Origin of the sequence: Paraburkholderia sp. GAS33, assembly GCF_050436645.1 — a bacterium.
Classification (GTDB): Bacteria; Pseudomonadota; Gammaproteobacteria; order Burkholderiales; family Burkholderiaceae; genus Paraburkholderia; species Paraburkholderia phenazinium_B.
This window is the reverse complement of sequence record NZ_JBNDMP010000015.1, coordinates 83,750-109,141: the sequence shown is the minus strand read 5'-3', so window position 1 is coordinate 109,141 and position 25,392 is coordinate 83,750. Positions and strand designations below refer to the sequence as shown.

Annotated in this window: 29 protein-coding genes and 1 riboswitch; of the genes, 22 read left to right on the top strand and 7 right to left on the bottom strand. The window is 63.8% G+C overall.

Translation table 11 applies throughout. The annotated features are described in order from the left end of the window. The first annotated feature begins 287 nt into the window (after positions 1-287). Entirely contained in the window at positions 288-1,232 is a 945-nt protein-coding gene (locus P3T24_RS33140; protein ID WP_429441023.1) for a tyrosine-protein phosphatase, read from the top strand. Positions 1,233-1,430: 198 nt separating this feature from the next. Here the strand turns inward: P3T24_RS33140 and P3T24_RS33135 are convergent, their stop codons facing one another. The 3 genes from P3T24_RS33135 to P3T24_RS33125 are packed head-to-tail and all read right to left on the bottom strand — an operon-like array spanning position 1,431 to position 3,817. Continuing rightward, the gene (locus P3T24_RS33135) at positions 1,431-2,798 is read right to left on the bottom strand and encodes an ATP-binding protein (protein ID WP_074262665.1); all 1,368 of its coding nucleotides are present in this window, start codon (positions 2,796-2,798) and stop codon (positions 1,431-1,433) included. Further along, positions 2,795-3,535, bottom strand: a complete 741-nt coding sequence (locus P3T24_RS33130) for a response regulator (protein ID WP_074262664.1) — start codon at positions 3,533-3,535, stop codon at positions 2,795-2,797. Before P3T24_RS33130 ends, P3T24_RS33135 begins: the two co-directional genes overlap by 4 nt. Before the next feature lie 9 nt (positions 3,536-3,544). Further along, on the bottom strand, positions 3,545-3,817 hold the full coding sequence (locus P3T24_RS33125) for a hypothetical protein (RefSeq protein WP_429441021.1): 273 nt from the start codon (positions 3,815-3,817) through the stop codon (positions 3,545-3,547). Positions 3,818-3,956: 139 nt separating this feature from the next. On the opposite strand from P3T24_RS33125, the gene P3T24_RS33120 reads away from it, so the two are divergent. From P3T24_RS33120 to P3T24_RS33105, 4 genes are read left to right on the top strand one after another with little or no spacing between them, the layout of a single operon-like run. After that, positions 3,957-4,124 (top strand): hypothetical protein, encoded by a 168-nt coding sequence (locus P3T24_RS33120; protein WP_167379359.1) that lies wholly within the window; start codon positions 3,957-3,959, stop codon positions 4,122-4,124. A gap of 16 nt (positions 4,125-4,140) precedes the next feature. Then, a complete protein-coding gene (locus P3T24_RS33115) occupies positions 4,141-4,338 on the top strand; it encodes a DUF6726 family protein (RefSeq protein WP_074262662.1) in 198 nt (65 codons plus the stop codon). A 3-nt stretch (positions 4,339-4,341) separates the two neighbouring features. After that, positions 4,342-5,115 carry a hypothetical protein gene (locus P3T24_RS33110; RefSeq protein WP_429411447.1) on the top strand — a complete coding sequence of 258 codons (774 nt, stop codon included), beginning with the start codon at positions 4,342-4,344 and terminating at the stop codon, positions 5,113-5,115. Positions 5,116-5,173: 58 nt separating this feature from the next. Further along, positions 5,174-5,842, top strand: coding sequence for a flagellar basal body L-ring protein FlgH (locus P3T24_RS33105; protein WP_074262660.1), 669 nt, complete (start codon positions 5,174-5,176; stop codon positions 5,840-5,842). Between the two features lie 100 nt (positions 5,843-5,942). Here P3T24_RS33105 and P3T24_RS33100 read toward each other — a convergent pair whose 3' ends face one another. The 4 genes from P3T24_RS33100 to P3T24_RS33085 form a co-directional block, all read right to left on the bottom strand. Further along, positions 5,943-6,689: a response regulator gene (locus P3T24_RS33100; RefSeq protein ID WP_074262659.1), complete on the bottom strand. Its 747-nt coding sequence runs from the start codon at positions 6,687-6,689 to the stop codon at positions 5,943-5,945. Positions 6,690-6,849: 160 nt separating this feature from the next. Then, positions 6,850-7,380, bottom strand: coding sequence for a hypothetical protein (locus P3T24_RS33095; RefSeq protein WP_143787436.1), 531 nt, complete (start codon positions 7,378-7,380; stop codon positions 6,850-6,852). Positions 7,381-7,528: 148 nt separating this feature from the next. After that, the gene (locus P3T24_RS33090) at positions 7,529-8,026 is read right to left on the bottom strand and encodes a hypothetical protein (protein ID WP_074262658.1); all 498 of its coding nucleotides are present in this window, start codon (positions 8,024-8,026) and stop codon (positions 7,529-7,531) included. A 279-nt stretch (positions 8,027-8,305) separates the two neighbouring features. After that, entirely contained in the window at positions 8,306-10,057 is a 1,752-nt protein-coding gene (locus P3T24_RS33085) for an ABC transporter ATP-binding protein/permease (protein WP_429441019.1), read from the bottom strand. 393 nt (positions 10,058-10,450) lie between these two features. Next, positions 10,451-10,562, top strand: a riboswitch (TPP riboswitch). A 197-nt stretch (positions 10,563-10,759) separates the two neighbouring features. Between P3T24_RS33085 and P3T24_RS33080 the strand changes: the two genes are divergently transcribed. The 17 genes from P3T24_RS33080 to hisC all read left to right on the top strand — a co-directional run bounded on the left by P3T24_RS33080 (position 10,760) and on the right by hisC (position 25,388). After that, on the top strand, positions 10,760-11,914 hold the full coding sequence (locus P3T24_RS33080) for an FAD-dependent oxidoreductase (protein WP_429441017.1): 1,155 nt from the start codon (positions 10,760-10,762) through the stop codon (positions 11,912-11,914). Positions 11,915-11,986: 72 nt separating this feature from the next. After that, positions 11,987-12,184: a sulfur carrier protein ThiS gene (gene thiS / locus P3T24_RS33075; protein WP_074265857.1), complete on the top strand. Its 198-nt coding sequence runs from the start codon at positions 11,987-11,989 to the stop codon at positions 12,182-12,184. Positions 12,185-12,257: 73 nt separating this feature from the next. Then, a complete protein-coding gene (locus P3T24_RS33070; RefSeq protein ID WP_429441016.1) occupies positions 12,258-13,073 on the top strand; it encodes a thiazole synthase in 816 nt (271 codons plus the stop codon). Then, positions 13,070-14,209, top strand: coding sequence for a thiamine phosphate synthase (gene thiE / locus P3T24_RS33065; RefSeq protein ID WP_429441014.1), 1,140 nt, complete (start codon positions 13,070-13,072; stop codon positions 14,207-14,209). The genes P3T24_RS33070 and thiE overlap by 4 nt, the downstream gene beginning before the upstream one ends. A gap of 99 nt (positions 14,210-14,308) precedes the next feature. Continuing rightward, positions 14,309-15,130 (top strand): ABC transporter ATP-binding protein, encoded by an 822-nt coding sequence (locus P3T24_RS33060; protein WP_074262654.1) that lies wholly within the window; start codon positions 14,309-14,311, stop codon positions 15,128-15,130. Continuing rightward, positions 15,127-15,894, top strand: a complete 768-nt coding sequence (gene mlaE, locus P3T24_RS33055) for a lipid asymmetry maintenance ABC transporter permease subunit MlaE (protein ID WP_074262653.1) — start codon at positions 15,127-15,129, stop codon at positions 15,892-15,894. The genes P3T24_RS33060 and mlaE overlap by 4 nt, the downstream gene beginning before the upstream one ends. A gap of 91 nt (positions 15,895-15,985) precedes the next feature. Beyond that, complete coding sequence (mlaD, locus tag P3T24_RS33050) at positions 15,986-16,531, top strand: outer membrane lipid asymmetry maintenance protein MlaD (RefSeq protein ID WP_074265855.1); 546 nt, start codon at positions 15,986-15,988, stop codon at positions 16,529-16,531. Between the two features lie 11 nt (positions 16,532-16,542). Next, entirely contained in the window at positions 16,543-17,547 is a 1,005-nt protein-coding gene (locus P3T24_RS33045; protein ID WP_074262652.1) for an MlaA family lipoprotein, read from the top strand. A 117-nt stretch (positions 17,548-17,664) separates the two neighbouring features. Next, positions 17,665-18,294, top strand: a complete 630-nt coding sequence (locus tag P3T24_RS33040) for an MlaC/ttg2D family ABC transporter substrate-binding protein (protein WP_074262651.1) — start codon at positions 17,665-17,667, stop codon at positions 18,292-18,294. Next, positions 18,291-18,596 carry an STAS domain-containing protein gene (locus tag P3T24_RS33035; protein WP_429441012.1) on the top strand — a complete coding sequence of 102 codons (306 nt, stop codon included), beginning with the start codon at positions 18,291-18,293 and terminating at the stop codon, positions 18,594-18,596. The genes P3T24_RS33040 and P3T24_RS33035 overlap by 4 nt, the downstream gene beginning before the upstream one ends. A 179-nt stretch (positions 18,597-18,775) precedes the next feature. Further along, positions 18,776-19,708, top strand: coding sequence for an ABC transporter ATP-binding protein (locus P3T24_RS33030; protein ID WP_074262650.1), 933 nt, complete (start codon positions 18,776-18,778; stop codon positions 19,706-19,708). Next, the gene (locus tag P3T24_RS33025; RefSeq protein ID WP_074262649.1) at positions 19,705-20,472 is read left to right on the top strand and encodes an ABC transporter permease; all 768 of its coding nucleotides are present in this window, start codon (positions 19,705-19,707) and stop codon (positions 20,470-20,472) included. The genes P3T24_RS33030 and P3T24_RS33025 overlap by 4 nt, the downstream gene beginning before the upstream one ends. 15 nt (positions 20,473-20,487) lie before the next feature. After that, a complete protein-coding gene (locus tag P3T24_RS33020; RefSeq protein ID WP_074262648.1) occupies positions 20,488-20,727 on the top strand; it encodes a BolA family protein in 240 nt (79 codons plus the stop codon). A 75-nt stretch (positions 20,728-20,802) separates the two neighbouring features. After that, positions 20,803-22,101 (top strand): UDP-N-acetylglucosamine 1-carboxyvinyltransferase, encoded by a 1,299-nt coding sequence (gene murA, locus P3T24_RS33015; protein ID WP_429441056.1) that lies wholly within the window; start codon positions 20,803-20,805, stop codon positions 22,099-22,101. Next, on the top strand, positions 22,098-22,796 hold the full coding sequence (hisG, locus tag P3T24_RS33010) for an ATP phosphoribosyltransferase (protein WP_074262646.1): 699 nt from the start codon (positions 22,098-22,100) through the stop codon (positions 22,794-22,796). Before murA ends, hisG begins: the two co-directional genes overlap by 4 nt. Positions 22,797-22,873: 77 nt before the next feature. Further along, positions 22,874-24,196, top strand: coding sequence for a histidinol dehydrogenase (hisD, locus tag P3T24_RS33005; protein WP_429289360.1), 1,323 nt, complete (start codon positions 22,874-22,876; stop codon positions 24,194-24,196). A 121-nt stretch (positions 24,197-24,317) separates the two neighbouring features. Further along, the gene (gene hisC / locus P3T24_RS33000) at positions 24,318-25,388 is read left to right on the top strand and encodes a histidinol-phosphate transaminase (protein ID WP_429289359.1); all 1,071 of its coding nucleotides are present in this window, start codon (positions 24,318-24,320) and stop codon (positions 25,386-25,388) included. Positions 25,389-25,392: the final 4 nt, after the last annotated feature.

Here is a 25,392-nt window from a genome sequence, read left to right as displayed (position 1 = left end):
TCCTGAGCCCCTGATTCTGTTGCCTGCGGTTCGCGGTTGCACGCTGGTGCGCCCGTATTTTACGGTGCACAAAGGCGAGCGGACCAGTCCGGACAAAAAACCCGCACGGCGGGCGCAGGCATCTGGGCTGACGTTGTTTCAACTGGTCAGGAGTCAATTTCAGATCCTTACTGGTTCCTACTTTGTAACCCACCGGGTATTTCCCCCCGGTACACTGCGCCCCGGCGCTGTTGGTTTTACGCCGCCCATCCGTCCAACGGCGAAAGCGCCCCTTACCAATACACTCAATGGATTTCACTGCGAAAGTTCGCTTACGTGCGACCGGCCCGAGCAAGCCTCGTCCGCCCCAATGTGTACCGAATGGTGAGTTCGCGACGCGCCGTGGCTTCCTGAAAGGCTCGGCGAGCGTGCTGCTGATGTCAGGATTCGGAAGCGCATTGCTGTCGGCGTGCGGTGGCGGCGGTCTGTCGTCGGATGCGGCGGATGCGCCGCGGCTGGCGTCGGCGGACAACTTTCGCGATGTCGGCGGTGCAGCCGGCGACTATCAAACGGTGGACGGTCGCCAGGTGCGCCTTGGTGTGTTTTACCGCTCGAACACGTTGACCCTGAGCACGGCGGACAAGGCCGTGATCGACACGCTCAGGATTGCGAACGTCTACGATCTGCGCACGCCCGGCGAGGTTGCCCGGGCTCAGGACGTGATGCCTGCCGGCGCGGCTTATCAGAACATCAATGTGACGGGCGAGGCCGATGCGGTCGTCCCACCGGCAGACCTGTCGGGGAGCGCCATCGCCGTGATGCAGAGCGCAGAGCGTGCGTATGTCACCGGCACGGCTCAGCGGGCCGCGTATGGCGCACTGCTCACGCAACTGGCGAATAATCCGGGCGCACAACTGTTCCATTCCACAGCGGGTAAGGACCGCGCCGGTTGGGTTGCAGCGCTTCTGCTGAGCATTGCGAATGTGCCGCTCGACGTGATCGTGCAGGATTATCTTCTGACGAATACTTACTCGGCCGTCTCGATCAACGCGCAAATCGCTGCGGTTCAGGCGCAAAGCGGCGCGGCGACGGCCGCGCTCGACGCGCCACTGTTCAGCGTGCAGGAGAGCTTTTTACAGGCGGGCTTCGATCAGGTGCAGGCGAGCTACGGCACGATGTCGAGCTATCTGACCGTCGGACTCGGACTGTCTCAGACGACCATCGAGACGTTGCACGACCGGCTGGTCATCTAAACCGAAGGCACAAAAAAAGCGGCCCGCCCGGGCAACAGCTGGGCGGACCGAACAGGGGGCTATCGAGGAAGCCCGCGCTGACTATACGTGCGCGGCTTACCGTCGGGACCACCTGGTAAGTTCGTGTAAGTACGTACGGCCGCCGCAGATGCAGCTTTTATCGCCCCGACCGTACTAATGACAGCGGTGACATTGGCCTCAGACTTCGCCTTGGCTAATCGGCAACGCGATCCGCACGCACAAACCGCCCTGCGGATGGTTATAGACGTCGCAGCGTCCACCGCGATCGTGTGCGAGCCGCGCGACGATCGCCAGCCCCAGGCCACAGTGTCCTTCGCCTCCGCGCGCGGCATCGAGCCGCACAAACGGCTTCATTGCAGCGGCGATCCGATCGTCGGGAATCCCCTCCCCGTGATCGCGCACACTCACCACCCAGTGCCCGTTATCGCGTGCCGTCGAAATATCGACAGGGGGCGCGCCGTGTTCGAGTGCGTTGTCGACGAGGTTCGTCACGAGCCGGTCGAGCAGGGTGCGCGGCAGCGTGAACTGCGGGCCGGCGCGCAAGTCGAGATTGAACAGCGGGGCTTCGGCGGGATAGGCGTCGGCGTCTTCCGTTGGATCTCCGTGGCTCGCATGGTCCCCGTGGCCTGTGACGCCGCTCATCTCGGCGGCGCTGGCGGTCTCCGCGATATCCACGCTCGAAAACTGCTCGCGCAGGAAGGCTTCGACTTCGACGGGCTGACCGGCATCCGCAGACTGGCCGGCGAATTCGAGAAACTGCTGGACGATATTGGTCAGCGAGTCGACATCGCGGATCAACCCAGCCCGTTCGCTTTCCGCGACGAGCACGCTCGCCCGCAGCTTGAGCCGCGTTAGCGGCGCCTTCAGGTCGTGCGCGACACCGGCCAGCATCACCGCCTGATCGTCGCCGGCCTCGTTGAGGCGCCGCATCATGTCGTTGAATGAACCGATCAGGTCGCGCAGTTCGCGTGGCCCCTGCACATTCACCGGCTCGGGGCGCCCGCCTGCACCGAACGCACGCGCGGCGAGCGCGACCCGCGATAGCGGCCGCTGCATCTGCCACACGGCGAGCAGCGACAGAATCAGCGCGGCAACCAGCATCGACACCGTTTCGACGATAAAGCGCGGACGCGCCGGAATGTCGACAGGCACGACCACCCACATCGACTTGCCAGGATAGCGAATCCACAGACGCTGTGGCGTCGCATCGTCGACCTCGATCTGCGTGCCGACCGGCAAGCGGGCTCGCAAATGCTGGCTGAGTTCGACGAACTGCCGCGCGGTGGGCGGCTGCAAATGGATCGTGGAAGGCATGTTCCACGTCGGCACCAGATGCACGCGCATCGCCGGTGCGAGATCGGCGCCCTGCACGGGCTCGCCGTTGGCCGCCTGCAGCATCAAGAGAATGCCGCGTGCGAATCCGTCCACCTCGTGGTGAGGCGGCTGCATTACGATCAGTACGAACCAGCTGGCCTGAATTGCCAACAATACCGCCGTCGAGAGCAACGCCATTCTGCCGAATAGCGTGTTCAACGGGTTTTTCATGAAGCCGCCGCACCCTCGATCGAGAAGGGGGTTCCGTCCGCATCCGGCACGAACACATAACCCTTGCCGCGCACCGTCTGGACATAGCACGGGCTCGACGGGTCGTCTTCGATCACGCGGCGCAAGCGCCAGATCGGCACGTCGAGGCTGCGATCGCGAAACGCGAGGTTGTCGCGATGGACCAGATCGTGGATCAGCACGCGCGAGAGCACTTTGTACGGATTGTTGACGAAGATCTTCAGCAGCGCGAATTCACTGTCGCGCAGCGCGAGCCGTGTGCCCTCGCGCGACAGGGTGCGGGTCGCGAAGTCGAGTTCGAACGGCCCGAAGTGATACGGCTTGCGGGCTTCGGGCGCGCTGGTGGTCGAAGGTCCGCGCCGGCGCAACACCGTCTGGATGCGGGCCAGCAGTTCACGCGGATCGAACGGCTTCGTCAGATAGTCGTCCGCACCGAGTGACAGACCCACGATGCGGTCCGCCACGGTGCCGCGCGCTGTGACGAAGATCACCGGAATGTCGTCGCCGGCTGCGCGCAACGCAGTGAGCGCGCGCAGACCGTCGGTGTTCGGCATCATGATGTCGAGCACAACGACCGATGGCCGCTCTCTTTCGAGGCGGCGTTGCAAGTGCGTGCCGTCGTGGAGCACGGAAGCGTCGAACCCGTTCGATTGCAGAAAGCGGCAAAGCAGATCGCGTACGACCGGGTCGTCGTCGACGATAAGGACCTGTGGATTCATTTCGAAATTTTAGACCGACGCGTGTGGCAAACGGATCACTGTTTTCTTACCAACACTTACCTGCCGGCGCGCGGCGCTAGAGAAGTCCTTCCGGCCCTCTTGGAAAGCCTTGTCCGGCAAGGCAAGACGGTCGAAATACAGCGCTGGCACCGGCAATATTAATTGCGGATCGAGGGACGCATCAAGCCGGTTTTGCTTACCGTATTTCCTGAGTGGAAAGAATTGGCGCGCATTCGGAACCCCTCGTAAGAACCGTGGAAAAGCGCGCGTTCCTTCGTGCATCGTGAGTTCCTTCGCAGCGTGATGATTCGCTCTGTAGTCCATCGCCGCCGTGCTTCGTTGGCCTGAAGGTCAGTTCTCCCCTCAGTGTCCCCGATGTGCGGTAACCGAATCCGCACCCAAGTGATACGCGAGGTACATCATGACCGTCCAGAACAATCTCCGCCCCACCACCTTTCCGCCCGTGCAGCGCGAGCGGCCGACGCCGACCTCGGAGGGCGCGGCCAAACCCGAAGGGCTGCCGGCCGAACCCACGTCGCCGGCTCTGCCGGGCGGCCTGATCGGCAACAACGTCAACACGACCGCCTGACCTGACGAGGCTCACCGTGCCGACTCTCACTGTTTTCAAGCGGTGTGTGCGTGCCGCAAGCTGGCTGGCGCTGGGTGCGATGCTGCTGCCGCTCGACGGTTGCGGTGTCGCTGCGCTGCCGTGCCGCCTGACGGCCGCAACGCTGGATATCCTGCCGGCGGTGGGGCATGCCGCGGCCGAGCCGTTCAACGCATGCGCAGCGGCGATTGACTGAGCCATGAGCGCCCGACTGTCTACCCGTCAATGGCTCGGTACGCTGGCGCCGTTGGCGGTTTCGATGCTGCTGGGCCAGGCGGCACCTGCTGCGCATGCGGATCCCGCGGCGCGCGGTGTGGCTTCGTCGACGGCAGCGGTAGCGACAGCGTCAACTTCAGCCTCCGCGTCGAGGCACAGCGGCGGGGACGAGCACAAGCGTTCCATGGATGCGCCGTTCGCGTTTCGCGGCATTCCGCTTGGCATCACGCTCGACGAATTCCGCGCGGGTTCGACCGTGCGCGCGACACCCGTCGGCAGCGTGCCCGTTTGCGAGACAGACATGCTGGCCGAAGCGCTCGGCATGAGTCTGAAGACGAGCGAGAGCCTCACGGTGGCGTGTCGCTGGGCGCACCGGACGGCCGACCACTGGCAGGTCTCGCAGGCCGTGGTGGATGGCGCGCTGGCACAGGATCATGTGCTGCGGTTCGCGCGTGTCAACGGCCAGACAGCGCTGCGTCTGTACGAGATTTCGTTCGTCGTCGACGAGGTCACGGCCAGCGATCTGCGTGAGGCGCTGGCAAGCCGCTACGGAGCGCCGCAGCTCGTCACGAAGAACACGTCGGCAGCCGGCGGTGCGGTTCCTGTGTACCTATGGGAAAACGCCGTGAGCTCGATCACCTTGTGCTTTTTGCCGTCCACGCACAACGGCACGCTCACCTATCTGCTGAAAGATCCCGATGCGTGGGTGAAGTCGCTCGTACGCCAATGGCAGGCGAGCAGTCCCGAAGCGGGTTGAGGCGCGACACGCGTGTCGAGACCGAGTTGATTCATTTTTCTCCGGTGGAGGAACCTCTATGACCACCCTACGCCTCATCGCCGCGCTGACCGCAGCGCTGGGTATGGCCGCCTGTGCGAGCCACCAGGATTCGATCGTCGACACGCCGATGTTGCCGCCGCTCGTCAGCGCGCCGCTCAACATCAACACGCAAGGCGCGATTTATCAGGCTGGCTCGTCGCTCTTGCTCTACGAAACGCCGCGTGCGCAGCATGTGGGCGATGTGCTGACGATTCGTCTGTCCGAGTCTTATAACGGCAACAGCAGCGCCAATACAACGGCGAGCCGAACCAGCGACATTACTGCGACTGCTGCCGATCAATCGACCAGCGCGGCTGCACGGCTCGCGCGCCTGTTCAATATCGGCTCGGCGTCGACGGACTTCAAGGGAGCAGGCGCCATGACCGACACCAATGGGATGACCGGTACGCTGGCTGTGACGGTGATCGCAACGATGCCGACCGGCAATCTGATGGTGTCCGGTGAGAAGCTGATTGCGATGAACGGCAATCACGACCGCCTGAGGCTGTCCGGTATCGTCAATCCGAAGGACATCGAAGCCGGCAATTATGTTTCGTCAGGCAAGGTGGCGAATGCGAAGATCGAACAGGCAGGCCAGGGCATTGTGAGCGATTCGACGACCGTGGGCTGGCTGCAGCGGATGTTCCTGAGCGTGCTGACGTTCTGAGTCATTTCGTGAGACCGTTTGGCGATTTGCGCCAAACGGTCCAGGCGCGCCGCAGGCGTGAGCCCATGTAGCGCTTCTTTGGGACTTGCCTGTCGCAGTGTTACGCGTCGACGAACGGCTGCGCGGCCCGCTCCGCCGCGCCGATTTCTCCATCCGGCACGAACACGTAGCCGCGACCCCACACCGTCTGCACATAGCGCGGCTCGGACGGATCGACTTCGATCAGACGTCGCAGCCGCCAGATCGAGACATCGAGGCTGCGGTTACGATGCGCCTCGGTGTTGCCATGCAGCTTTTCCAGCAATTGCGCACGGGTGAGCACCGTCATCGCATGGGTGACGAACACCTTGAGCATCGCAAATTCGCTCGAGCGCAGCGGAATGCGTTCGCCGTCGCGGCGTAACTCGCGCGCTGGAAAATTCACCTCGAAACGGCCAAAGCGATACGGCGCGCGATTTTCCGGCGCACCGGGCGCGATCGTGCCGCGGCGGCGTAAGACCGTGCGGATACGCGCGACCAGCTCGCTCGGCTCGAACGGCTTGCCGAGATAATCGTCCGCGCCGAGCTCGAGTCCGATCACCCGGTCGATCACGTCGGCGCGCGCGGTCAGCAGGATCACAGGAATATCGTCGCCGGCCAGGCGCAGCGCGCGTAGCGCACTGATACCGTCCATCTCCGGCATCATGATGTCGAGCACGACCAGCGCGGGCCGCTCGTTCTCGAGCGCGCGTTGCAAGGCGATGCCATGCTCGAGAACGGTTACCGAGAAGCCGCGTCCTTGCAGATATTCGCGCACGATGTCGCGCACGACGGGGTCGTCGTCAACGACCAGAATGGATTGGTTCATTCGGCAATCTTAAGAGATACGCCGGAGCGCTGATAGCGCGCAATGCTTTCAAAACCTTTCCCGGGTAATTGGAAGCAATCGTCTGCGTGATTTTGCGGGCGCGGCGTGCGTCTTGCGGGTTTTGCAGATGCAGCGTGCGTTCTGCAGGGCGCGAGGGAACTCAGTTGACTTGCGACGTCTGAATGGTCCGCGGACGCAACTCGGTGCGATCGACCACCATCTTTTCGATCATGCCGTTGAGCTTGACGGATGCATTCGAGAAGCGGTCCATGCCGAGTTCGCCGGTCTGGTAGCGCGCGGTGACCAGAATCTGGCCTTGCTGCAGCAGCGTCAGATCGATCACAGAAAGATACTGCACCGGATTGTCGTTAAACGAGCGCTTGCCGTAATCGACCGAGGCGTTATAGACGAGCCGCGCCTCGCAGCTCGCCGGGGCGGTGCCCGGGTTGTAGACGGCCGAGCGGATGCCGCGCCGGTTCAGCGCGAGTTGCAAGGCCGGGACGAAATCGCCAACGGACACCAGCTGGTTCACTTCGATGCAGACTGTGCTGATGGCCGCGGGGTGACCGTTGACGAAGGTCGGCGACGAGTAGTTCGAAGCGATGGCATAGCCTGCCTGAATCACGGAACCGGTGGCGTCGGCCGCCGTGATCAGCGTCCAGGCGCAGCCGTTCAGCCCGACGCATAACACGGCGGCGGTCGCCGCCCATACGCATGACCGCCGCCCAGTGGACCATGACAGTCTGGCGGTCCGGCGAGGAAGCGGAAATAGCGGTGGGCGCGAGCCGTTCACGATGCGATACCTTGACGTGTCGGGTTGAAACGCGGGGGCGGCACGCTTAGCGTGCGACCCGCAGGCGCAACTCGTTGGACCCCTGCACGCTAGCCGTCACGTCGATGCGGCGCAGGCCGGCTGTCACGACGAAATGCTGGCGAGTCGGTGTGTTGAGGTCGTGCACGACGTTGGGAAAGCACGCGGCGATGTCCGCGCCGAGTTCTTCGAGCGGGTCCGTGACCACGCCGTCGGCTTGCCAGTGCGCGCGCCAGTGGCAATCGTAGCTGTGGCCGCTGGCGTGGCAGTCGCCGGCGCTGTCCACACCCGGCAGTTGTGCGGCGGGTTGGTCGTGGAGTTGCCGGAAGTCGGTGGCGGCGACGATGTGCGTCAGCGCCGGACAGACGTTGGCCGGCTCGGCGACCTGGGTCAACTGCGCGGCCTGAGCGCCGAGCGACAGCAACAGGGCTGCCGCACCGACCGGGATGGCGGGACGGGCGAGCGGCGAACGGCTCATCCGCGTGAATCGTTGGGTCAGGTGACGAAGACGGCGATCGAATGACATGAGCGGGAAGTCCGATAACGGTGAGTGGCGTGCGGCACCGGAGGGGGACCGGCCCGCACGACTATCCTCGCCGCAGCACGGCACTTTCAAAGCACGGAACAACCTGAGCGCTTCGCAAATGCTTTCGAACTGTTCTCGCGTATTTCAGAATGTTGCAGGGCGCGCCGATGCCGCAGTCGGCATCGGTGATGGGCGTTAAGTGTTCAATCGCGACCCGGTCTAACGCGACGCGGTCAATCGCGACCCGGTCAATCGCGACCCGGTCAAGTGACGCGTTGCCTAAGCGGCGACGGGTTCGCCCGCTCGCTCGACATCGAGCGTTTCTTCGTGGAACGCCGCGAGCGATTCACGGTGCGCGACGCTGACGATGGCGGCCTTCGGCAGACGCTCCGTGAAGAGATGGTAGAGCCGCGCTTCGTTGGCCGCGTCGAGCGCGCTGGTTGCCTCGTCGAGGAACAGGTAGTCGGGCTTGTGCAGCAGCACGCGCGCTGCTGCGAGACGCTGCTGTTCGCCCGGCGACATGATGCGGGCCCAGTGTCCCGATTCGTCGAGGCGGCCCACATAGTCGTCGAGGTGGCAGGTACGCAGCGCTTCGCGGCATTCGTCGTCGGTGTAGGTCTCGGCGGAGGACGGATAGGTAAGCGCCGCTTTCAACGTGCCGATCGGCATGTAGCTCTGCTGCGGGATGAACATCATGCGCGCATTGACCGGTGCATCGATCGAGCCGTCGCCGAATGGCCACAGTCCGGCAAGCGCACGCATCAAGGTGCTCTTGCCGGAACCCGACGGACCTCGCACGAGCCAGCGCGAACCTGGGTTAATCGTGATATTGCGGATCTGTGAGAGCGGGGTGCCGTTCGGCAACGCCAGCGAGAGGCCATCCGTGCTGAGCTTTTCTTCGTCGACGTAGTGCAGGTTGATGCCGCCATGTGCGGTAGCCGGCGAGATGGACTCTTTCAGATGCGACGCACGCATGACGCGCTTGAATTCCCGCAGACGATTCACCGTAGCGCGCCAATCGACGAGGCTGCCGTAACTGTTGATGAACCAGGAAAATGAATCGCTGACGGTGCCGAACGAGTTCTGGATCTGCATCAGCACGCCCATTGTGAACGCGCCGGTGAAGTACTTGGGCGAGGCGACAATGAGCGGAAAAATGTACGCGATGTTGCTGTAGAAACTGAGCACGAAGCTCAGGCGCTTCGTGTACTTCATCACGCGCCACCAGTTGTCGCGAATGCGTTGAAAGAAGTTTTGCGCGGTGGCCTCTTCGGTTTGCTCGCCATCGTAAAACGCGATCTGCTCCGAGTTCTCGCGCACCCGGATCAGCCCAAAGCGAAAATCTGCCTCAACCTTTTGCTGCTGGTAGGTGATCGAAACGAGCGGGTGGCCGAGCTTGTAGATCATGTACGAGCCGCCCAGCGCGTAGAGCGCGGCGACCCACACCATGTAGCCTGGAATGACGATCGGCATGCCACCCAGTGACACGGTCAATGCTCCAGCGAGGGACCAGAGGATGGTAACGAACGTAATGAGTGTGACGACCGTGGACAGCAGGTCGAGCGTCAGCGTGAGCGTGCTGGTCGCAAATGACTGCAAGTCGTCGCTGATCCGCTGGTCGGGGTTGTCAGCGAGGCGGTCGCGCTCAATCCGGTAGAAAGCGCCGTCGCCGAGCCACTCCTGGAGGTAGCGGGTCGTGAGCCATTGGCGCCACCGGAAGCCGAGCATCTGCCGCAAATAACGGCCGTAGACAAAGAGGACGATCAGCGCTGCCACAAGGCCGGCCCACACCAACATCAGGTGGGGAAAGTCCTTCACGCTCTTGTTTTGCAGCATATTGAAGAACTCGCCGCTCCAGGTATTGAACCTGACGCTGATCCACACGTTGACGAGGTTGATCACAATGATCGCAATCAGCAGCCCCCACGCGATCTTCCATTCCTCAGAGACCCAGTAGGGCTTGATCAGACTCCACGCGGAGACCTTGTCGTCCGGCTCGAGCGGGCTGGCAGGGGAAGTATTGGGTGTCATGACCATCCTGAAGAAATACTGGCTCATCTTGGACCGACCCGCTGCAAGCAAGCCTAGACAGGCTTGCCTATAGTGGATCGGTGCCACAGCGGAATTGCAAATAGCGGCCCGGGCCTCGAACCCGTCGTACGACCGCCCGATTCTGCCGCCGGCGGCTTAAGCGAAAATTAATCACCTGAGGCACTGGACCGCGGCCTCGCGCGACCGGCGTATGGTTGTCGCGTTTGACGCGAGAGCCCACGACAACGGCGCAGACTCCATCGCCGCATTGTGCCAGAGGCTCCGAGCGAGGCTACATGAATCGCCCAGGCCCGGCGGTCTCCCCGCCCGTGATCGCAGCAGCTCCATCGCCCCCGGTTTGCGGCCGCCGCGCCTTTTATGGTCTAATGACTCTCGACGAAACAGGGGTGCTTTGCGCGCGGGCCACACGCCGCAGCAAGGCTGAGAGAGACCCTTTGCACCCGATCCGGGTAATACCGGCGCGGGAAGTTTCCGGAAGTTAGCTTTTCTTCCATTCCCCGCCGGGCAGCGTCCGTCAATGGATGCGCTTTTTGCCCGGCCGGCCTCGCCCGCCGGTTTCGTCCTTGGGTACGTGCGCCTGTTGCCGTACGGAAAGGATACGATGACCGCTTATTCTTCAGTCTATTGCTTCGTTTGCCCCGTGACGCTCAAGGCCGCTCTGCGCGCGCCGGCAGGACGGCAATGAACGCGCTCGATCGCTCGCAACCGGATTTCGCCGTCATCGGCGGGGGACTGTGCGGCCGGCTGGTCGCGTGGCGCCTCGCCGGTGCGGGGCATCGCGTGGCGCTTTACGAGCGCGGCGATGCCGCCGGTTCGCAAGCCGCCGCGTGGGTGGCGGCCGCGATGCTCGCGCCGCTCGCCGAAGCCGCCAGCGCCGAATTGCTGATCACGCGTCTCGGCGCCGCCTCGCTCGATACCTGGCCGCAAGTACTGGCCGAACTGCCCGTACCGGTGTTCTTTCAACGCAATGGGACGCTGGTGGTCTGGCATCACGCCGATCGCACCGAAGCGCCGCTGTTCGAACGCCGGGTGCGTTCGAACGCGCCCGCCGATCTGCTGGATGGTGGCTTCGTCACGCTCTCGGGTGCGCAACTCGGCGCGACCGAGCCCGCGCTGGCTGGCCGTTTCGCGCAAGGCTGGCTGCTGCCGCATGAGGGACAACTCGATAATCGCCAGGTGTTGAGTGCACTCGCCGCAGGCCTCGCCGAGCGGCGCGTCGAAACGCACTGGAACACACCCGTGGACGATGGCGCATTACCGTCCGCCCGCGTGACGATTGATTGCCGCGGCCTCGGTGCCAAGACTGTTTTGCCGACCTTGCGCGGCATTCGTGGTGAGGTCGCCCGTGTTCACGCGCCCGGAATCAGGCTCACGCGCCCGGTGCGTCTGCTGCATCCGCGCTATCCGCTGTATATCGCACCGAAGCAGGACGATCTTTACGTGATCGGCGCAACCGAAGTGGAAGGCGAGGACATGTCGCCCGTCAGCGTGCGTTCCGCGCTGGAATTGCTGAGTGCAGCGTTCTCGGTCCACCCCGGCTTCGGCGAGGCGCGCATCCTCGAATTGAACTCGCAGTGCCGCCCGACCTTGCCGGACCACCGTCCGGCACTGGTCTGGGATGGCGCGCAGACCTTGCGCGTGAACGGCCTGTACCGGCACGGCTATATGATCGTGCCCGAAGTCGCCGACGAAGCCGTCCGTTTCGCCGCCGCGCTGCTCGACGGACGTATCGGCGATGCCGACGCTTTCGACGACTGGCGGCGCGACGCGCGCTGGAGCGAACTGTTCCAGCTTGCCCGGCTCGATCCGCAGAACCGCTCGCAGGTGCCGGCATGAGCGTTGCGACCATTGCAACATGGGCTGCCTCGCCAGCTGCCTACGCTATCGATTGAAACGTATCTGAACACCATGGACATTCATATCAATCAGAAGCCGTTGTCGCTGCCCGAGGGGGCGACCGTCGCCGACGCGCTCGCCGCTTTCGGCGCGCGTCCGCCGTTCGCGGTTGCGCTGAACGGCGACTTTGTGGCCCGTACCCAGCACGCCGCGCGCGCGCTGCAAGCGGGTGACAAGCTCGACGTCGTGCAACCGGTCGCCGGCGGCTAAAAACGGTGATTACCCGCGACCACATAGCCGAACAGGCAGGTCGCCGGGTATCGCCAGAGACAAGGATTTCCAGATGACTTCTCCCATTCCCGCCGACGCGCTCACGCTGTACGGCGAAACCTTCGCCAGCCGGGTGTTGCTCGGCACGTCACGCTATCCGTCGCTGCAGGCGCTGTCCGACTCGATCGATGCGGCGAAGCCTGGCATGATCACCGTCGCGCTGCGCCGGCAGATGAACGAAGGCGGTGCCGAAGCCGGCTTCTTCGATCTGCTCAAGCGCCACGGCGTGCCGCTATTGCCAAACACGGCCGGCTGCCAGAGCGTCGGCGAGGCGGTCACGACCGCCCACATGGCGCGTGAAGTCTTCGAAACCGACTGGATCAAGCTTGAACTGATCGGCGACGACTACACGTTGCAGCCCGATCCGGTCGGTCTGATCGAAGCGGCTGCGCGGCTCGTCAAAGACGGTTTCAAGGTGCTGCCGTACTGCACGGAAGATCTGGTGATCGGACGGCGTCTGCTCGATGCCGGCTGCGAGGCGTTGATGCCGTGGGGCGCGCCGATCGGCACCGGCAAGGGCGTGATCAATCCATACGGTCTGCGGGTGCTGCGTGACCGGTTGCCGGACGTGCCGCTGATCGTCGATGCGGGGCTCGGCGTACCGTCGCACGCCGCGCAGGTGATGGAGTGGGGCTTCGATGGTGTGCTGCTGAATACGGCGGTGTCGCAGGCGACCCACCCCGAAGCGATGGCCCGCGCGTTCGCGCTGGGCGTCGAGGCGGGCCGCCAGGCGTACCTCGCCGGGCCGATGGCTGAACGCGAAACGGCCCATGCGAGCACCCCGGTGGTCGGCATGCCGTTCTGGCATCAGGATGGGAGTTCGACATGAGTCAGACCACGCCGCAAACGAACTCGCAGACGAACATGCAAACGAATCCGCTCGCCGGCCGCGACGTCTTCTGGCCGCCCGCCGACGAACTGAGCGAAGCCGCCGAGCGCATCCGCGCGACGCTCGGCGATTGGCCGCCGACTCACGCGCCATGGCGGATTTGCCTTACCGCGCCTGACGACGCTAACGGCGGCGATCTGATCGTCGTCGCCGACGCCCAGCAGCACGGCGAGCAGGTGGCGCGCTGGCAGGTGCAGGGCGCGGGCGTGATCGAAGCCGCCGCGGGCCGGGCGACGCTGCATCTGGGCGGCGAGCGTTATCCGCTGGAAGGCCATCTTGCCGAAGACTGGATTCCCGCGCTGGCGGCGTTTCTGGATTGCGGTTTTGATCCGCACGACGCACTGGTGCTGGCGCTCGCCTGGCGCGACGGCGACGAAACCACCACCGCCGCCGACGCATGGCCGTGCGACCTGTCGCGCTTCCCGCGCGTCCTCGGATTGCCCGCAGCACCCGAGCAGCCGTTCGCACGCTGCCCGGATCGCCTCGGCCTCTATCCCGTGCTGCCAACCGCCGAGTGGGTCGAGCGGGTGGTCGGCTACGGTGTGAAGACGGTCCAGCTGCGCCGCAAAACTGCCGAGCCGGCCGAACTGGCGCAGGAAATCGCGCGCTGCGTCGCGGCCGGCCGCAAGTATGACGCTCAGGTGTTCATCAACGATCACTGGCAGGCCGCGCTCGAAGCCGGCGCGTACGGCGTCCATCTCGGCCAGGAAGACCTGCATCTTGCCGACCTCGGCAGTCTCGCCGCCGCGGGCGTGCGCCTTGGCCTGTCGACGCACGGCTACTACGAGATGCTGATCGCGCTGCACTTCCGGCCGAGTTACATCGCGCTCGGCGCGGTGTTCCCGACCACCACCAAAGTGATGCCGACCGCGCCGCAAGGCCTGAGGCGTCTCGCCCGCTACGTACGCCTGCTCGATGGCGTGGTGCCGCTCGTCGCGATCGGCGGAATCGACCAGCAGGTGCTGCCGCAAGTACTGGCGACCGGCGTCGGCTGCGCCGCCGTGGTGCGGGCTGTCACGGAGGCTGCGGACCCTGCTGTTGCGGTTTCTGCAATGCTCCAAGGGTTTACGCCATAATCGCGTGGTCCCCTGTTTATCGGGGACCGGGCGCGTCACGGCAACTTTTGCACGATGGCCCTATAATTCGCCGTTCCGTGCAAAAGGATTGTCAGCCTCGTGCCTTCCACCTCCGAGACCCTTCTCGAGCTTCGTGACGTCGACTTCGGTTACGGCGACCGGCTCGTCCTGTCGAACCTGAACCTGCGCTTCCAGCGCGGTCAGGTCGTGGCGGTCATGGGCGGCTCGGGATGCGGCAAGACCACCGTGCTGCGGCTGATCGGCGGCCTCGTGCGTGCATTGCGCGGACAGATCCTGTTCCACGGGCAGGACGTCGGCGCGCAAACGCGCGACGGCCTGTACGCATTGCGCCGCAAGATGGGCATGCTGTTTCAGTTCGGCGCCTTGTTCACCGACATGTCCGTGTTCGAAAACGTCGCCTTCACGCTGCGTGAGCACACGGACCTGCCGGAAGAACTGATCCGCGACCTGGTGCTGATGAAGCTCAACGCCGTCGGCTTGCGCGGCGCGCGCGATCTGTCGCCGTCCGAGATCTCCGGCGGCATGGCGCGGCGCGTGGCGCTCGCCCGGGCTATCGCGCTCGACCCCGAACTGATGATGTACGACGAGCCGTTCGCCGGTCTGGACCCCATTTCGCTTGGCATCACGGCAAACCTGATTCGCACGCTGAATCAGGCGCTCGGCGCGACCTCGATCCTGGTGACGCACGATGTGCCGGAATCGTTCGCGATTGCCGACTACGTGTATTTCCTCGCCAACGGCGGCGTTCACGCCGAGGGCACGCCTGACCAGTTGCGGGCCTCGACCGACCCCACCGTGCGCCAGTTCATCGACGGCGCGCCGGACGGCCCATTCAAATTCCACTATCCCAGCAACACGCCGCTTGCGGCAGATTTCGGCATCGGCGGGGGACAGGCATGATCAGTGCGATTGGACGTTCGGTGCTCGGCGGCCTCGAGACCGCCGGCTACGCCACGCGGCTCTTCTTCCGTCTGGTGCTCGAATTTTTCCCGTTGTTGCGCCGTCCGCGTCTTGTCACGAAGCAGATCCACTTCGTGGGCAATTATTCGCTCGTGATCATCGCGGTGTCGGGCCTGTTCGTCGGCTTCGTGCTCGGCTTGCAGGGCTATAACACGCTGAACCGCTATGGTTCCGAGCAGGCGCTCGGGCTGCTGGTGGCGCTGTCGCTCGTGCGCGAGCTGGGGCCGGTGGTCACGGCGCTGCTGTTCGCGGGGCGCGCCGGCACGTCGCTCACGGCCGAAATCGGTCTGATGAAAGCCGGCGAGCAATTGACGGCCATGGAAATGATGGCGGTCGATCCGATCAAGGTCGTGGTCGCGCCGCGCCTGTGGGCGGGCATTATCTCGATGCCGATTCTAGCGGCCATCTTCAGCGCGGTCGGGATCGGCGGCGGCTATGTGGTGGGCGTGCTGATGATCGGGGTCGATGCCGGCTCGTTCTGGTCGCAGATGCAGGGCGGCGTCGACGTGTGGGCTGACGTCGGTAACGGGGTGATCAAGAGTATTGTGTTCGGCTTTGCGGTGACGTTCATCGCGCTCTTCCAGGGTTACGAAGCCAAACCGACCCCGGAAGGCGTGTCACGTGCGACGACCAAGACGGTCGTGTACGGTTCGCTTGCTGTGCTGGGCCTCGATTTCCTGCTGACTGCATTGATGTTCAGCTAAAACCGCGCGACGCGCTTTCTGCCGCGGGCATCAGCTTGCCCGCGCCGCGGGGTCGGCGTGGCCGGCGCGATGGATTCTCTTTGGGATGACGATGAAAAAGACTGCTCTCGACTTCTGGGTCGGCCTGTTTGTGGTGCTGGGTTTCGTAGCGCTGCTGTTCCTGGCGTTGAAGGCCGGCAACATGAGCTCGTTGTCGTTTCAGGCAACCTACCCTGTCAAACTCAAGTTCGACAATATCGGCGGACTGAAGGCGCGCGCGCCGGTGAAGAGTGCGGGCGTGACTGTCGGCCGCGTCGACTCGATCAACTTCGACACGAATTCGTATCAAGCTTTGGTCACAATCGATCTCGACAAGCAATACCAGTTTCCGAAGGACACCTCCGCCAAGATCCTGACTTCTGGCCTGCTCGGTGAGCAGTACATCGGTCTCGAACCGGGTGGCGATAGCGAGATGTTGAAGGCAGGCGACACGATCTCGATGACGCAGTCGGCCATCGTGCTCGAAAACCTGATTGGACAATTCCTCTATAGCAAGGCGGCAGACTCAGGCGCTGCCAAGCCGGGCGCACCCGCTGCAGCCCCCGCACCGGCGGCACCGGCGCCGGCTGTGCCCGCTTCGGGCGCGTCGGGTCAATAAGGAGAACAAGAATGCAGACCATGCGCGTCCGTATCACCACGCTGGCGTTCGGCGCGGCGCTGCTCGCCGGCTGTGCGACGGTCCAGACTCCGACCAAGGGCGATCCGCTCGAGGGCGTGAACCGTACGATTTTCAAGTTCAATGACAAGATCGACCAGTACGCGCTGAAGCCGGTTGCGAAGGGCTATGTGTACATCACGCCGCAGCCGGTGCGCGACAGCGTGACGAACTTCTTCTCGAACATCGGCGACGTCTACATTGCGGCCAACAATCTGCTGCAGTTGAAGATTACCGACGGTGTCGAGGACATCATGCGGATCGTCATCAACACCACCTTCGGTGTCGGCGGCCTGTTCGACGTGGCGACGCTCGCGAAGCTGCCCAAGCACGAGAACGACTTCGGCCTCACGCTCGGTCACTATGGCGTGCCGTCGGGACCGTACCTGGTGCTGCCGCTATTCGGGCCGAGCACGGTGCGCGATGGGTTCGGCTCAATAGCCGAATACTTCGTCAACCCGTTGACTTATATTCACCCGGACGGCCTGAGCTGGGCGCTGTACGGGATCAACATCGTCAACACGCGGGCGAACCTGCTGAACGCGAGCGATGTGCTGGAAGGCGCGGCGCTCGACAAGTATTCGTTCGTGCGTAATGCATACCTGCAGCGCCGTAATTATCTGTTGACCCAGGGTAAGGGTGGCGGCAACGCGGCGCTGCCGGATTACGGCGACAATGCACCGCTGCCGAAATACGACGACGTCGATGGCGGCGCGGCCGCCGCTGCCGGGGCCGCTTCGGCGCCGGGCGCGGCTTCCGCGACAGCGGCCACGCCTGCGCAGGCAGGTGCCGGAGCGCCGCAGGGCGCCTCGGGCGCCACCGCCGCGACTGCGACGCCGGCCTCTGACACGGCCGCGTCACCGCCGATCGATATGAATGGTGGCCCGGAGAACGATCAGGTCCCTGCCGACCAGGTCGTGCCGCCGCGGCTTACTTTCCCGTCGTTCAGATTGCGTTGAGGATGCGGCAGTAACACCTGGAAACGACTCTGTCAGGTTGCGCGTGGATCGTGGATGAACTCGCGTGCTATTGTCGGCTCCAAGGTTTGCCGCACTATTCTTCTTGCTAGGCTTAATATGAAAAAATTCTTCCTCGTTCCGTTTTTTGCTGCGTTGTTTTCGTTTGGTAGCGCAGCTTATGCGCAAGCGGTCGATAGCAGCGCACCCGATGCGCTGATCAAGACCGTCACCCAGCAGGTGGTCGACGCTGTCCGCAGCGACAAGTCGATCCAGCAGGGCGACATTTCGCACATCACCCAGCTCGTCAACGAGAAGATCCTGCCGTACACGGACTTCCGCCGCACGACGCAACTGGCCATGGGTCGCAACTGGCGTACCGCCACGCCGGAGCAGCAAAACGCCGTGGTCGAGCAGTTCAAGATGCTGCTGATCCGTACGTATTCGGGCGCGCTCGCGCAGGTCAAAGACCAGCAGATCCAGTACAAGCCGTTTCGCATGAATCCGGACGACACCGATACGGTGGTGCGCTCGGTGGTGATGAACAACGGCTCGCCGGTGGAACTCGACTATCGTCTGTACAAAACGCAGGACGGCTGGCGCGTGTATGACATCAACGTGCTTGGCGCATGGCTGATCCAGGCGTATCAGCAGCAGTTCAATGAGCAGATCCAGCAACACGGCGTCGACGGGCTGATCCAGTTCCTCACGCAGCGCAACCAGCAACTCGCCGCAGGCAAGCAGTCGTGAGCACAGCGGTGAACGCCGAGGTCCGCTCAGTGGCGGGCCGTTTCGAAACCGGCGCCACGTTGACCCACGCGAGCGCGAAGGCCGCGCTCGCGGCGGGGCTGCAACGTATCGCAGCGGGTGCGAACGGTGTCGATTGCGCGCCGCTTGCGCAGTTCGACTCGTCGGCGCTCGCCGTGCTGATCGCGTGGCAGCGGGCCGCCCAGGCACGCGGCGCCGCGCTCGAAATCGTCAACCTGCCCGCTGGTCTCGCCAGCCTGGCCCACGTCTACGGCGTCGACACCATTATCTCGGCGCGACATTGACGCTCAACTGACGCTTCCCGCGTCACCTCCCAATTCCCCAGGCGAGGTCGGGGCTCCCGACTTTGCCCTATAATCAACCGTTTTTTGCGGCTCGGCCCCGGTTTCAAGCCGGCCCCAATTCCGGTCATTCCAGCATTTGCGCACCTTTCAGGCGCCGCCATATAAAGCGGCCCACAGTCATGCCAGCCATAGAAATTCGTAACGTCAAGAAGCGCTACAAAGATCTTCAGGCGCTCAAGGGCGTCAGCCTCACGGTGGAAGAAGGCGAGTTTTTCGGACTGCTCGGTCCGAACGGCGCGGGTAAGACGACGCTCATCAGCATCCTCGCGGGCCTCGCGCGCGCCGACGAAGGCAGCATCGCCGTGCGCGGCCACGACGTGGTCGACGAATTTCGCGAAGCTCGCCGGGCACTCGGCGTTGTGCCGCAGGAACTCGTGTTCGACCCGTTCTTCACGGTGCGCGAGACCTTGCGCATCCAGTCCGGCTACTACGGCCTGCGCAAAAACGACGCGTGGATCGACGAAGTGATGGCCAACCTCGATCTCACCGAAAAGGCCGACGCCAACATGCGCGCGCTGTCGGGGGGGATGAAGCGACGCGTGCTGGTCGCGCAGGCGCTGGTGCATCGGCCGCCGGTCATCGTGCTCGACGAGCCGACCGCGGGCGTCGACGTTGAGCTGCGTCAAACCCTGTGGAAATTCATCTCGCGACTGAATCGCGAGGGTCACACGATCGTCCTGACCACGCACTATCTGGAAGAGGCGGAGTCGCTGTGCGACCGCATCGCCATGCTGCGGCGCGGCGAAGTGGTGGCGCTCGAACGCACCAGCGCGCTGCTGCAGCGCTTTGCCGGCATGCAACTGTTCCTGCGTTTCGCCCAAGGCGTGCTGCCGGTGGAGCTGCGGCCACTCGAAGTCGACTCCGACCCGGGCAACGGCAATGGCCGCCAGCATCTGCTGCGTCTGTCGAGCTACGACGAGGTCGAGCCGATTCTCGCGCAATGCCGCAACGCGGGTTGTACATTCGAAGAAATCGAGGTCCGCAAAGCCGACCTCGAAGATGTGTTCGTTCAGGTGATGAACGGTCCGGAAGTGATCGAGGGGCTTGCATGAGCAGCTACAGCAGTGGATTCGGTACGCTGTTTTATAAGGAAATCCTGCGTTTCTGGAAGGTCGCGTTTCAGACGGTTCTCGCTCCGGTCATCACCGCGCTCCTGTATCTGACGATTTTCGGACACGCGTTGCGCGGCCACGTGCAGGTCTATCCGGGTGTCGAGTACACCAGTTTCCTGATTCCGGGCCTCGTGATGATGAGCGTGTTGCAGAACGCGTTCGCCAACAGTTCGTCGTCGCTAATCCAGTCGAAAATCACCGGCAACCTGGTGTTCGTGCTACTGCCGCCGCTATCCCACTATGAGATGTACTTCGCGTATGTGCTGGCTTCGGTGGTGCGCGGACTCGCGGTCGGGTTCGGGGTGTTTATCGTCACGATCTGGTTTGTGCCGGTGAGCTTTAGCGCGCCGCTCATGATCGTGGCGTTCGCCGTGCTCGGTGCGGGGATTCTCGGCACGCTCGGCCTGATTGCCGGCATCTGGGCCGAGAAGTTCGACCAGCTCGCCGCCTTCCAGAATTTCCTGATCATGCCGCTCACGTTCCTGTCGGGCGTGTTCTACTCGACGCACACGTTGCCGCCAGTGTGGCGCGAGGTGTCGCGGCTTAATCCCTTTTTCTACATGATCGACGGCTTTCGCTATGGTTTCTTCGGGGTTTCGGATATCGATCCGCTCGTGAGCCTGGGCATCGTCGCCGGTTTCTTTGTGGTGCTGGCCGTGGTGGCAATGCGCATGCTCGCCTCCGGCTTCAAGCTGCGCCACTGACGAGGAGCATTCCCCATGTTGCCGACTCCCGAACAGGTCAAGCAATACATCGCGGTTGGACTCGCCTGCGAGCATCTCGAAGTGGAAGGCGACGGTCAGCATTTCTTTGCGACCATCGTATCTCCGAGCTTCGAAGGCAAGCGGCTGATCCAACGCCATCAACTCGTGTATGCGGCGCTCGGCGACCGCATGCGCGAAGAAATCCACGCGCTCAGCATGAAGACGCTGACGCCCGCCGAATGGCAAAACGCGTAATCTGGAACGTTAGTGCGAATTACACAAGACAGGCGTGAGGCCGGCAGCGGCGCCGCCGCAGCAAGCAAAGCAGCCCTGGTAGCAAGCCGGGAAGATCAGGAAACGACAGGTATGGACAAACTCGTCATTGAAGGCGGCCAGCGGCTGGCCGGTGAGATCGTCGTGTCGGGGGCGAAGAACGCCGCCTTGCCGATCCTGTGCGCCGGCCTGCTGAGCGCGGAGCCGGTTCATCTCGAGAACGTGCCCGACCTGCAGGACGTGCGCACCACGCTCAAGCTGCTCAACCAGATGGGTGTGCGTAGCGAAGCGAACGCGGGGCGCGTGTCGCTCGACGCCTCGAAGGTGGATAACCTCGTCGCGCCGTATGAGCTGGTGAAGACCATGCGCGCTTCGATCCTCGTGCTCGGACCGCTGCTCGCGCGCTTCGGCGAGGCGAAGGTGTCGCTGCCGGGCGGTTGCGCCATCGGCGCGCGGCCGGTCGATCAGCATATCAAGGGTCTGCAGGCGATGGGCGCGGAGATCACGATCGAGCATGGCTTTATCGAAGCTCGCGCGAAGCGTCTGAAGGGCACGCGTATCGTGACCGACATGATCACCGTCACCGGCACCGAGAATCTGCTGATGGCAGCGGTGCTGGCTGAAGGTGAGACCGTGATTGAGAACGCCGCGCGTGAGCCGGAAGTGGGCGACCTCGCGCACCTGCTGGTTGAGATGGGCGCGAAGATCGACGGCATCGGCACGGACCGTCTGGTGATCCAGGGCGTCGACAAGCTGCACGGCGCGAAGCACACGGTGATTCCGGACCGTATCGAAGCCGGCACGTTCCTGTGCGCGGTGGCCGCGGCCGGTGGCGACGTGATCCTGCGCCATGTGCGTCCGCTGATTCTCGAAGCCGTGACGGAAAAGCTGCGCGAAGCCGGCGTGACGATTGAAGAAGGCGACGACTGGATGCGCGTGCGCATGGACCAGCGCCCGCTTGCAGTCGGCGTGCGTACCTCCGAGTACCCGGCGTTCCCGACGGACATGCAGGCGCAGTTCATGGCGCTCAATACGGTCGCCAGTGGCACCGCGCAAGTGGTCGAAACGATCTTCGAAAACCGCTTCATGCACGTGCAGGAGTTGAACCGCCTCGGCGCGAGCATCACGATCGACGGCAACACTGCGCTCGTGAACGGCGTCGACAAACTGTCGGGCGCCAAGGTCATGGCCACAGACCTGCGCGCTTCGGCGAGCCTCGTGATCGCCGGCCTGTGCGCCGACGGTGAGACGCTGATTGACCGCATCTATCACCTGGACCGTGGCTACGACCGCATGGAGTCGAAGCTGACGGCAGTCGGCGCGAAAGTGCGCCGTATTGCAGGGAGCCAGGCATGAGTTCGGCGCCGCAGACCTCGTCATCCCCGGCGGTGAGCGCGCCGCTGACGCTTGCGCTGTCGAAAGGGCGTATCTTCGAAGAGACGTTGCCGCTGCTGGCAGCGGCCGGCGTGCAGGTGGCCGAAGATCCGGAAACCTCGCGCAAGCTGATTCTGCCGACCACGGACGCCAATCTGCGCGTGATCATTGTGCGTGCGACGGACGTCCCCACTTACGTGGAATACGGCGCGGCCGACTTCGGTGTAGCGGGTAAAGACGTGCTGCTTGAGCATGGCGGCAGCGGCCTGTATCAGCCCATTGACCTCGACATCGCGCGTTGCCGGATGTCGGTGGCCGTGGCGGCGGGCTTCGATTACGAGAACGCGGTGCGGCAGGGTGCGCGTTTGCGGGTGGCTACCAAATATGTGGAAACCGCGCGCCAGCATTTTGCTGCGAAGGGTGTGCACGTCGACCTGATCAAGCTGTACGGCTCGATGGAACTCGCGCCGCTGGTTGGCCTCGCCGATGCGATCGTCGACCTGGTCAGCTCGGGCGGCACCTTGCGCGCAAACAATCTTGTCGAGGTGGAAGAGATCATGCAGATCTCGTCGCGCCTCGTCGTGAACCAGGCGGCGCTCAAGCTCAAGCGCGCCGCGCTGCGGCCGTTCCTCGACGCGTTCGAACGCGCGTCGCGGCGCGCCGATGCGCCGGCCTGACGACGCCTGCCGATGCCTGATTCTGCCTGACGCGCCTCGAAGGGCCTAAGGCGCGCCTTACCGAAACGGATACCAGCATGTCTATCAAGATTCGCAAACTCGACTCCAGCGCTCCTGAATTCCAGAAGGCGCTGCACGCGGTGCTCGCGTTCGAGGCGAGCGAGGATGAAGCGATCGAGCAATCGGTCGTGCAGATTCTGGCCGACGTGAAGGCGCGCGGCGACGCCGCAGTGCTCGAGTACACCAACCGCTTCGACCGTCTCAAGGCGTCGAGCGTGGCGGAGTTCGAATTGCCGATGTCGGAACTCGAAGCCGCGCTGGAAGGGCTCGACCCGCGCCGCCGTGCTGCGCTCGAGGCCGCTGCCGGACGCGTACGCGGGTATCACGAGAAGCAGAAGATCGAATGCGGCAGCCATAGCTGGCAATACACGGAGTCGGACGGCACCGTGCTGGGTCAGAAGGTCACGCCGCTGGATCGCGCCGGCATCTACGTGCCGGGTGGCAAGGCGGCGTATCCGTCGTCGGTGTTGATGAACTCGATTCCGGCGCGGGTGGCCGGTGTGCGCGAAATCGTCATGGTGGTGCCGACTCCGGACGGCGTGAAGAATCCGCTGGTACTGGCAGCGGCGCTGCTGGGCGGGGTTGACCGCGTGTTCACCATCGGTGGCGCGCAGGCTGTCGGCGCGCTCGCTTATGGCACGGCCACTGTGCCCGCGGTCGACAAGATCTGCGGTCCGGGCAACGCGTATGTCGCCTCGGCCAAGCGTCGCGTGTTCGGCACGGTCGGCATCGACATGATCGCTGGCCCGTCCGAAATCCTGGTGCTGTGCGACGGCACCACCGATCCGCGCTGGGTCGCCATGGACCTGTTCTCGCAGGCCGAGCACGACGAGCTCGCGCAATCGATTCTGCTGTGTCCGGACGACGCCTTTATCGCCCGCGTGCACGACGCGATCAATGAATTGCTGCCCACCATGCCGCGCCGCGACGTGATCCAGGCTTCGCTGGAAGGACGCGGCGCGCTGATCAAGGTGCGCGACATGGCCGAAGCCTGCGCGATCGCCAACGACATCGCACCGGAACACCTCGAAATCTCCGCGCTCGACCCGCATCAATGGGGCAAGCTGATCCGCCATGCCGGCGCGATCTTCCTTGGCCGCTACACGAGCGAAAGCCTCGGCGATTACTGCGCGGGCCCGAATCACGTGCTGCCTACGTCGCGCACCGCACGGTTCTCGTCGCCGCTCGGCGTCTATGATTTCTTCAAGCGCTCTAGCGTGATCGAAGTCAGTGCGGAAGGTGCGCAGACCCTGGGTGAGATCGCGGCTGAACTGGCGTATGGTGAAGGACTGCCCGCGCATGCCCGCAGCGCCGAGTACCGGATGAAGCAGAACGGCTGAGCGCGTCGGGTATCACAGTCAGGCTTTATCCAGCTGGCTGCTTAACAGAACATTGACCAACCGGGGCGGCGCTTGCGCCGCCCTTGTATGACCTGCCCCGAGTCGGCCGGTCCGCCCATCCATGACGACACCTCAAGACATCATTCGCCGCGACGTGCTCGCAATGACGAGCTATCCGGTTCCGGACGCCACGGGCTTCGTGAAGCTCGACGCCATGGAGAACCCGTTCTCCTTGCCGGCGCCGCTCGCGGCCCAGCTCGGCGAGCGTCTGTCCGGCGTCGCGCTGAACCGCTATCCGGCGCCGCGCCCGGAAGCGCTGCTCGCCAAGATCAAGCGGGTGATGGACGTGCCGGCAAACTGCGAAGTTCTGCTTGGCAACGGCTCGGATGAACTGATCAGCATGATCTCGATGGCCTGCGCGCAGCCGGGCGCGAAAGTGCTCGCACCGGTGCCGGGCTTCGTGATGTATCAGCTGTCGGCCAGGCTGGCGAATCTGGACTTCGTCGGTGTGCCGCTAAAGGCGGATTTCACGCTCGACACTGAGGCAATGCTTGCGGCAATCGCCGAGCATCAACCGGCCATCGTCTATCTGGCCTATCCGAACAACCCGACCGGCACGCTGTACGACGACGCGGACATGGAGCGCATCATCGCCGCCGCGGACAAGAGCCTCGTGGTGATCGACGAGGCCTATCAGCCGTTCGCGCAGCAAAGCTGGCTGCCGCGCGCCGATACGTTCGACAACGTGGTCGTGATGCGCACGGTTTCGAAGCTCGGCCTCGCTGGCATTCGCCTCGGCTATCTGGTCGGACGTGCGGCCTGGCTCACCGAGTTCGATAAAGTGCGGCCTCCTTACAACGTTAATGTGCTGACCCAGGCGACCGCCGATTTCCTGCTCGACCATCTCGACGTGCTCGATGCGCAGGCCGCGCAACTGCGCGAGGAGCGCACGAAACTGGCGCACGCCGTGGCCGAACTGCCGGGCGCGGAGGTCTTCCCGAGCGCGGGCAACTTCCTGCTGGTGAGGGTCCCCGATGCATCCGTTATGTTCGACACGCTGCTGACTGCACGGGTTTTGATCAAAAACGTGAGTAAAATGCATCCATTGCTGGCGAATTGCGTACGCCTGACGGTCGGTTCCCCTGAGGAAAATGCGCAACTGCTGGCCGCACTGAAACTCGTGCTGCATTAAACGG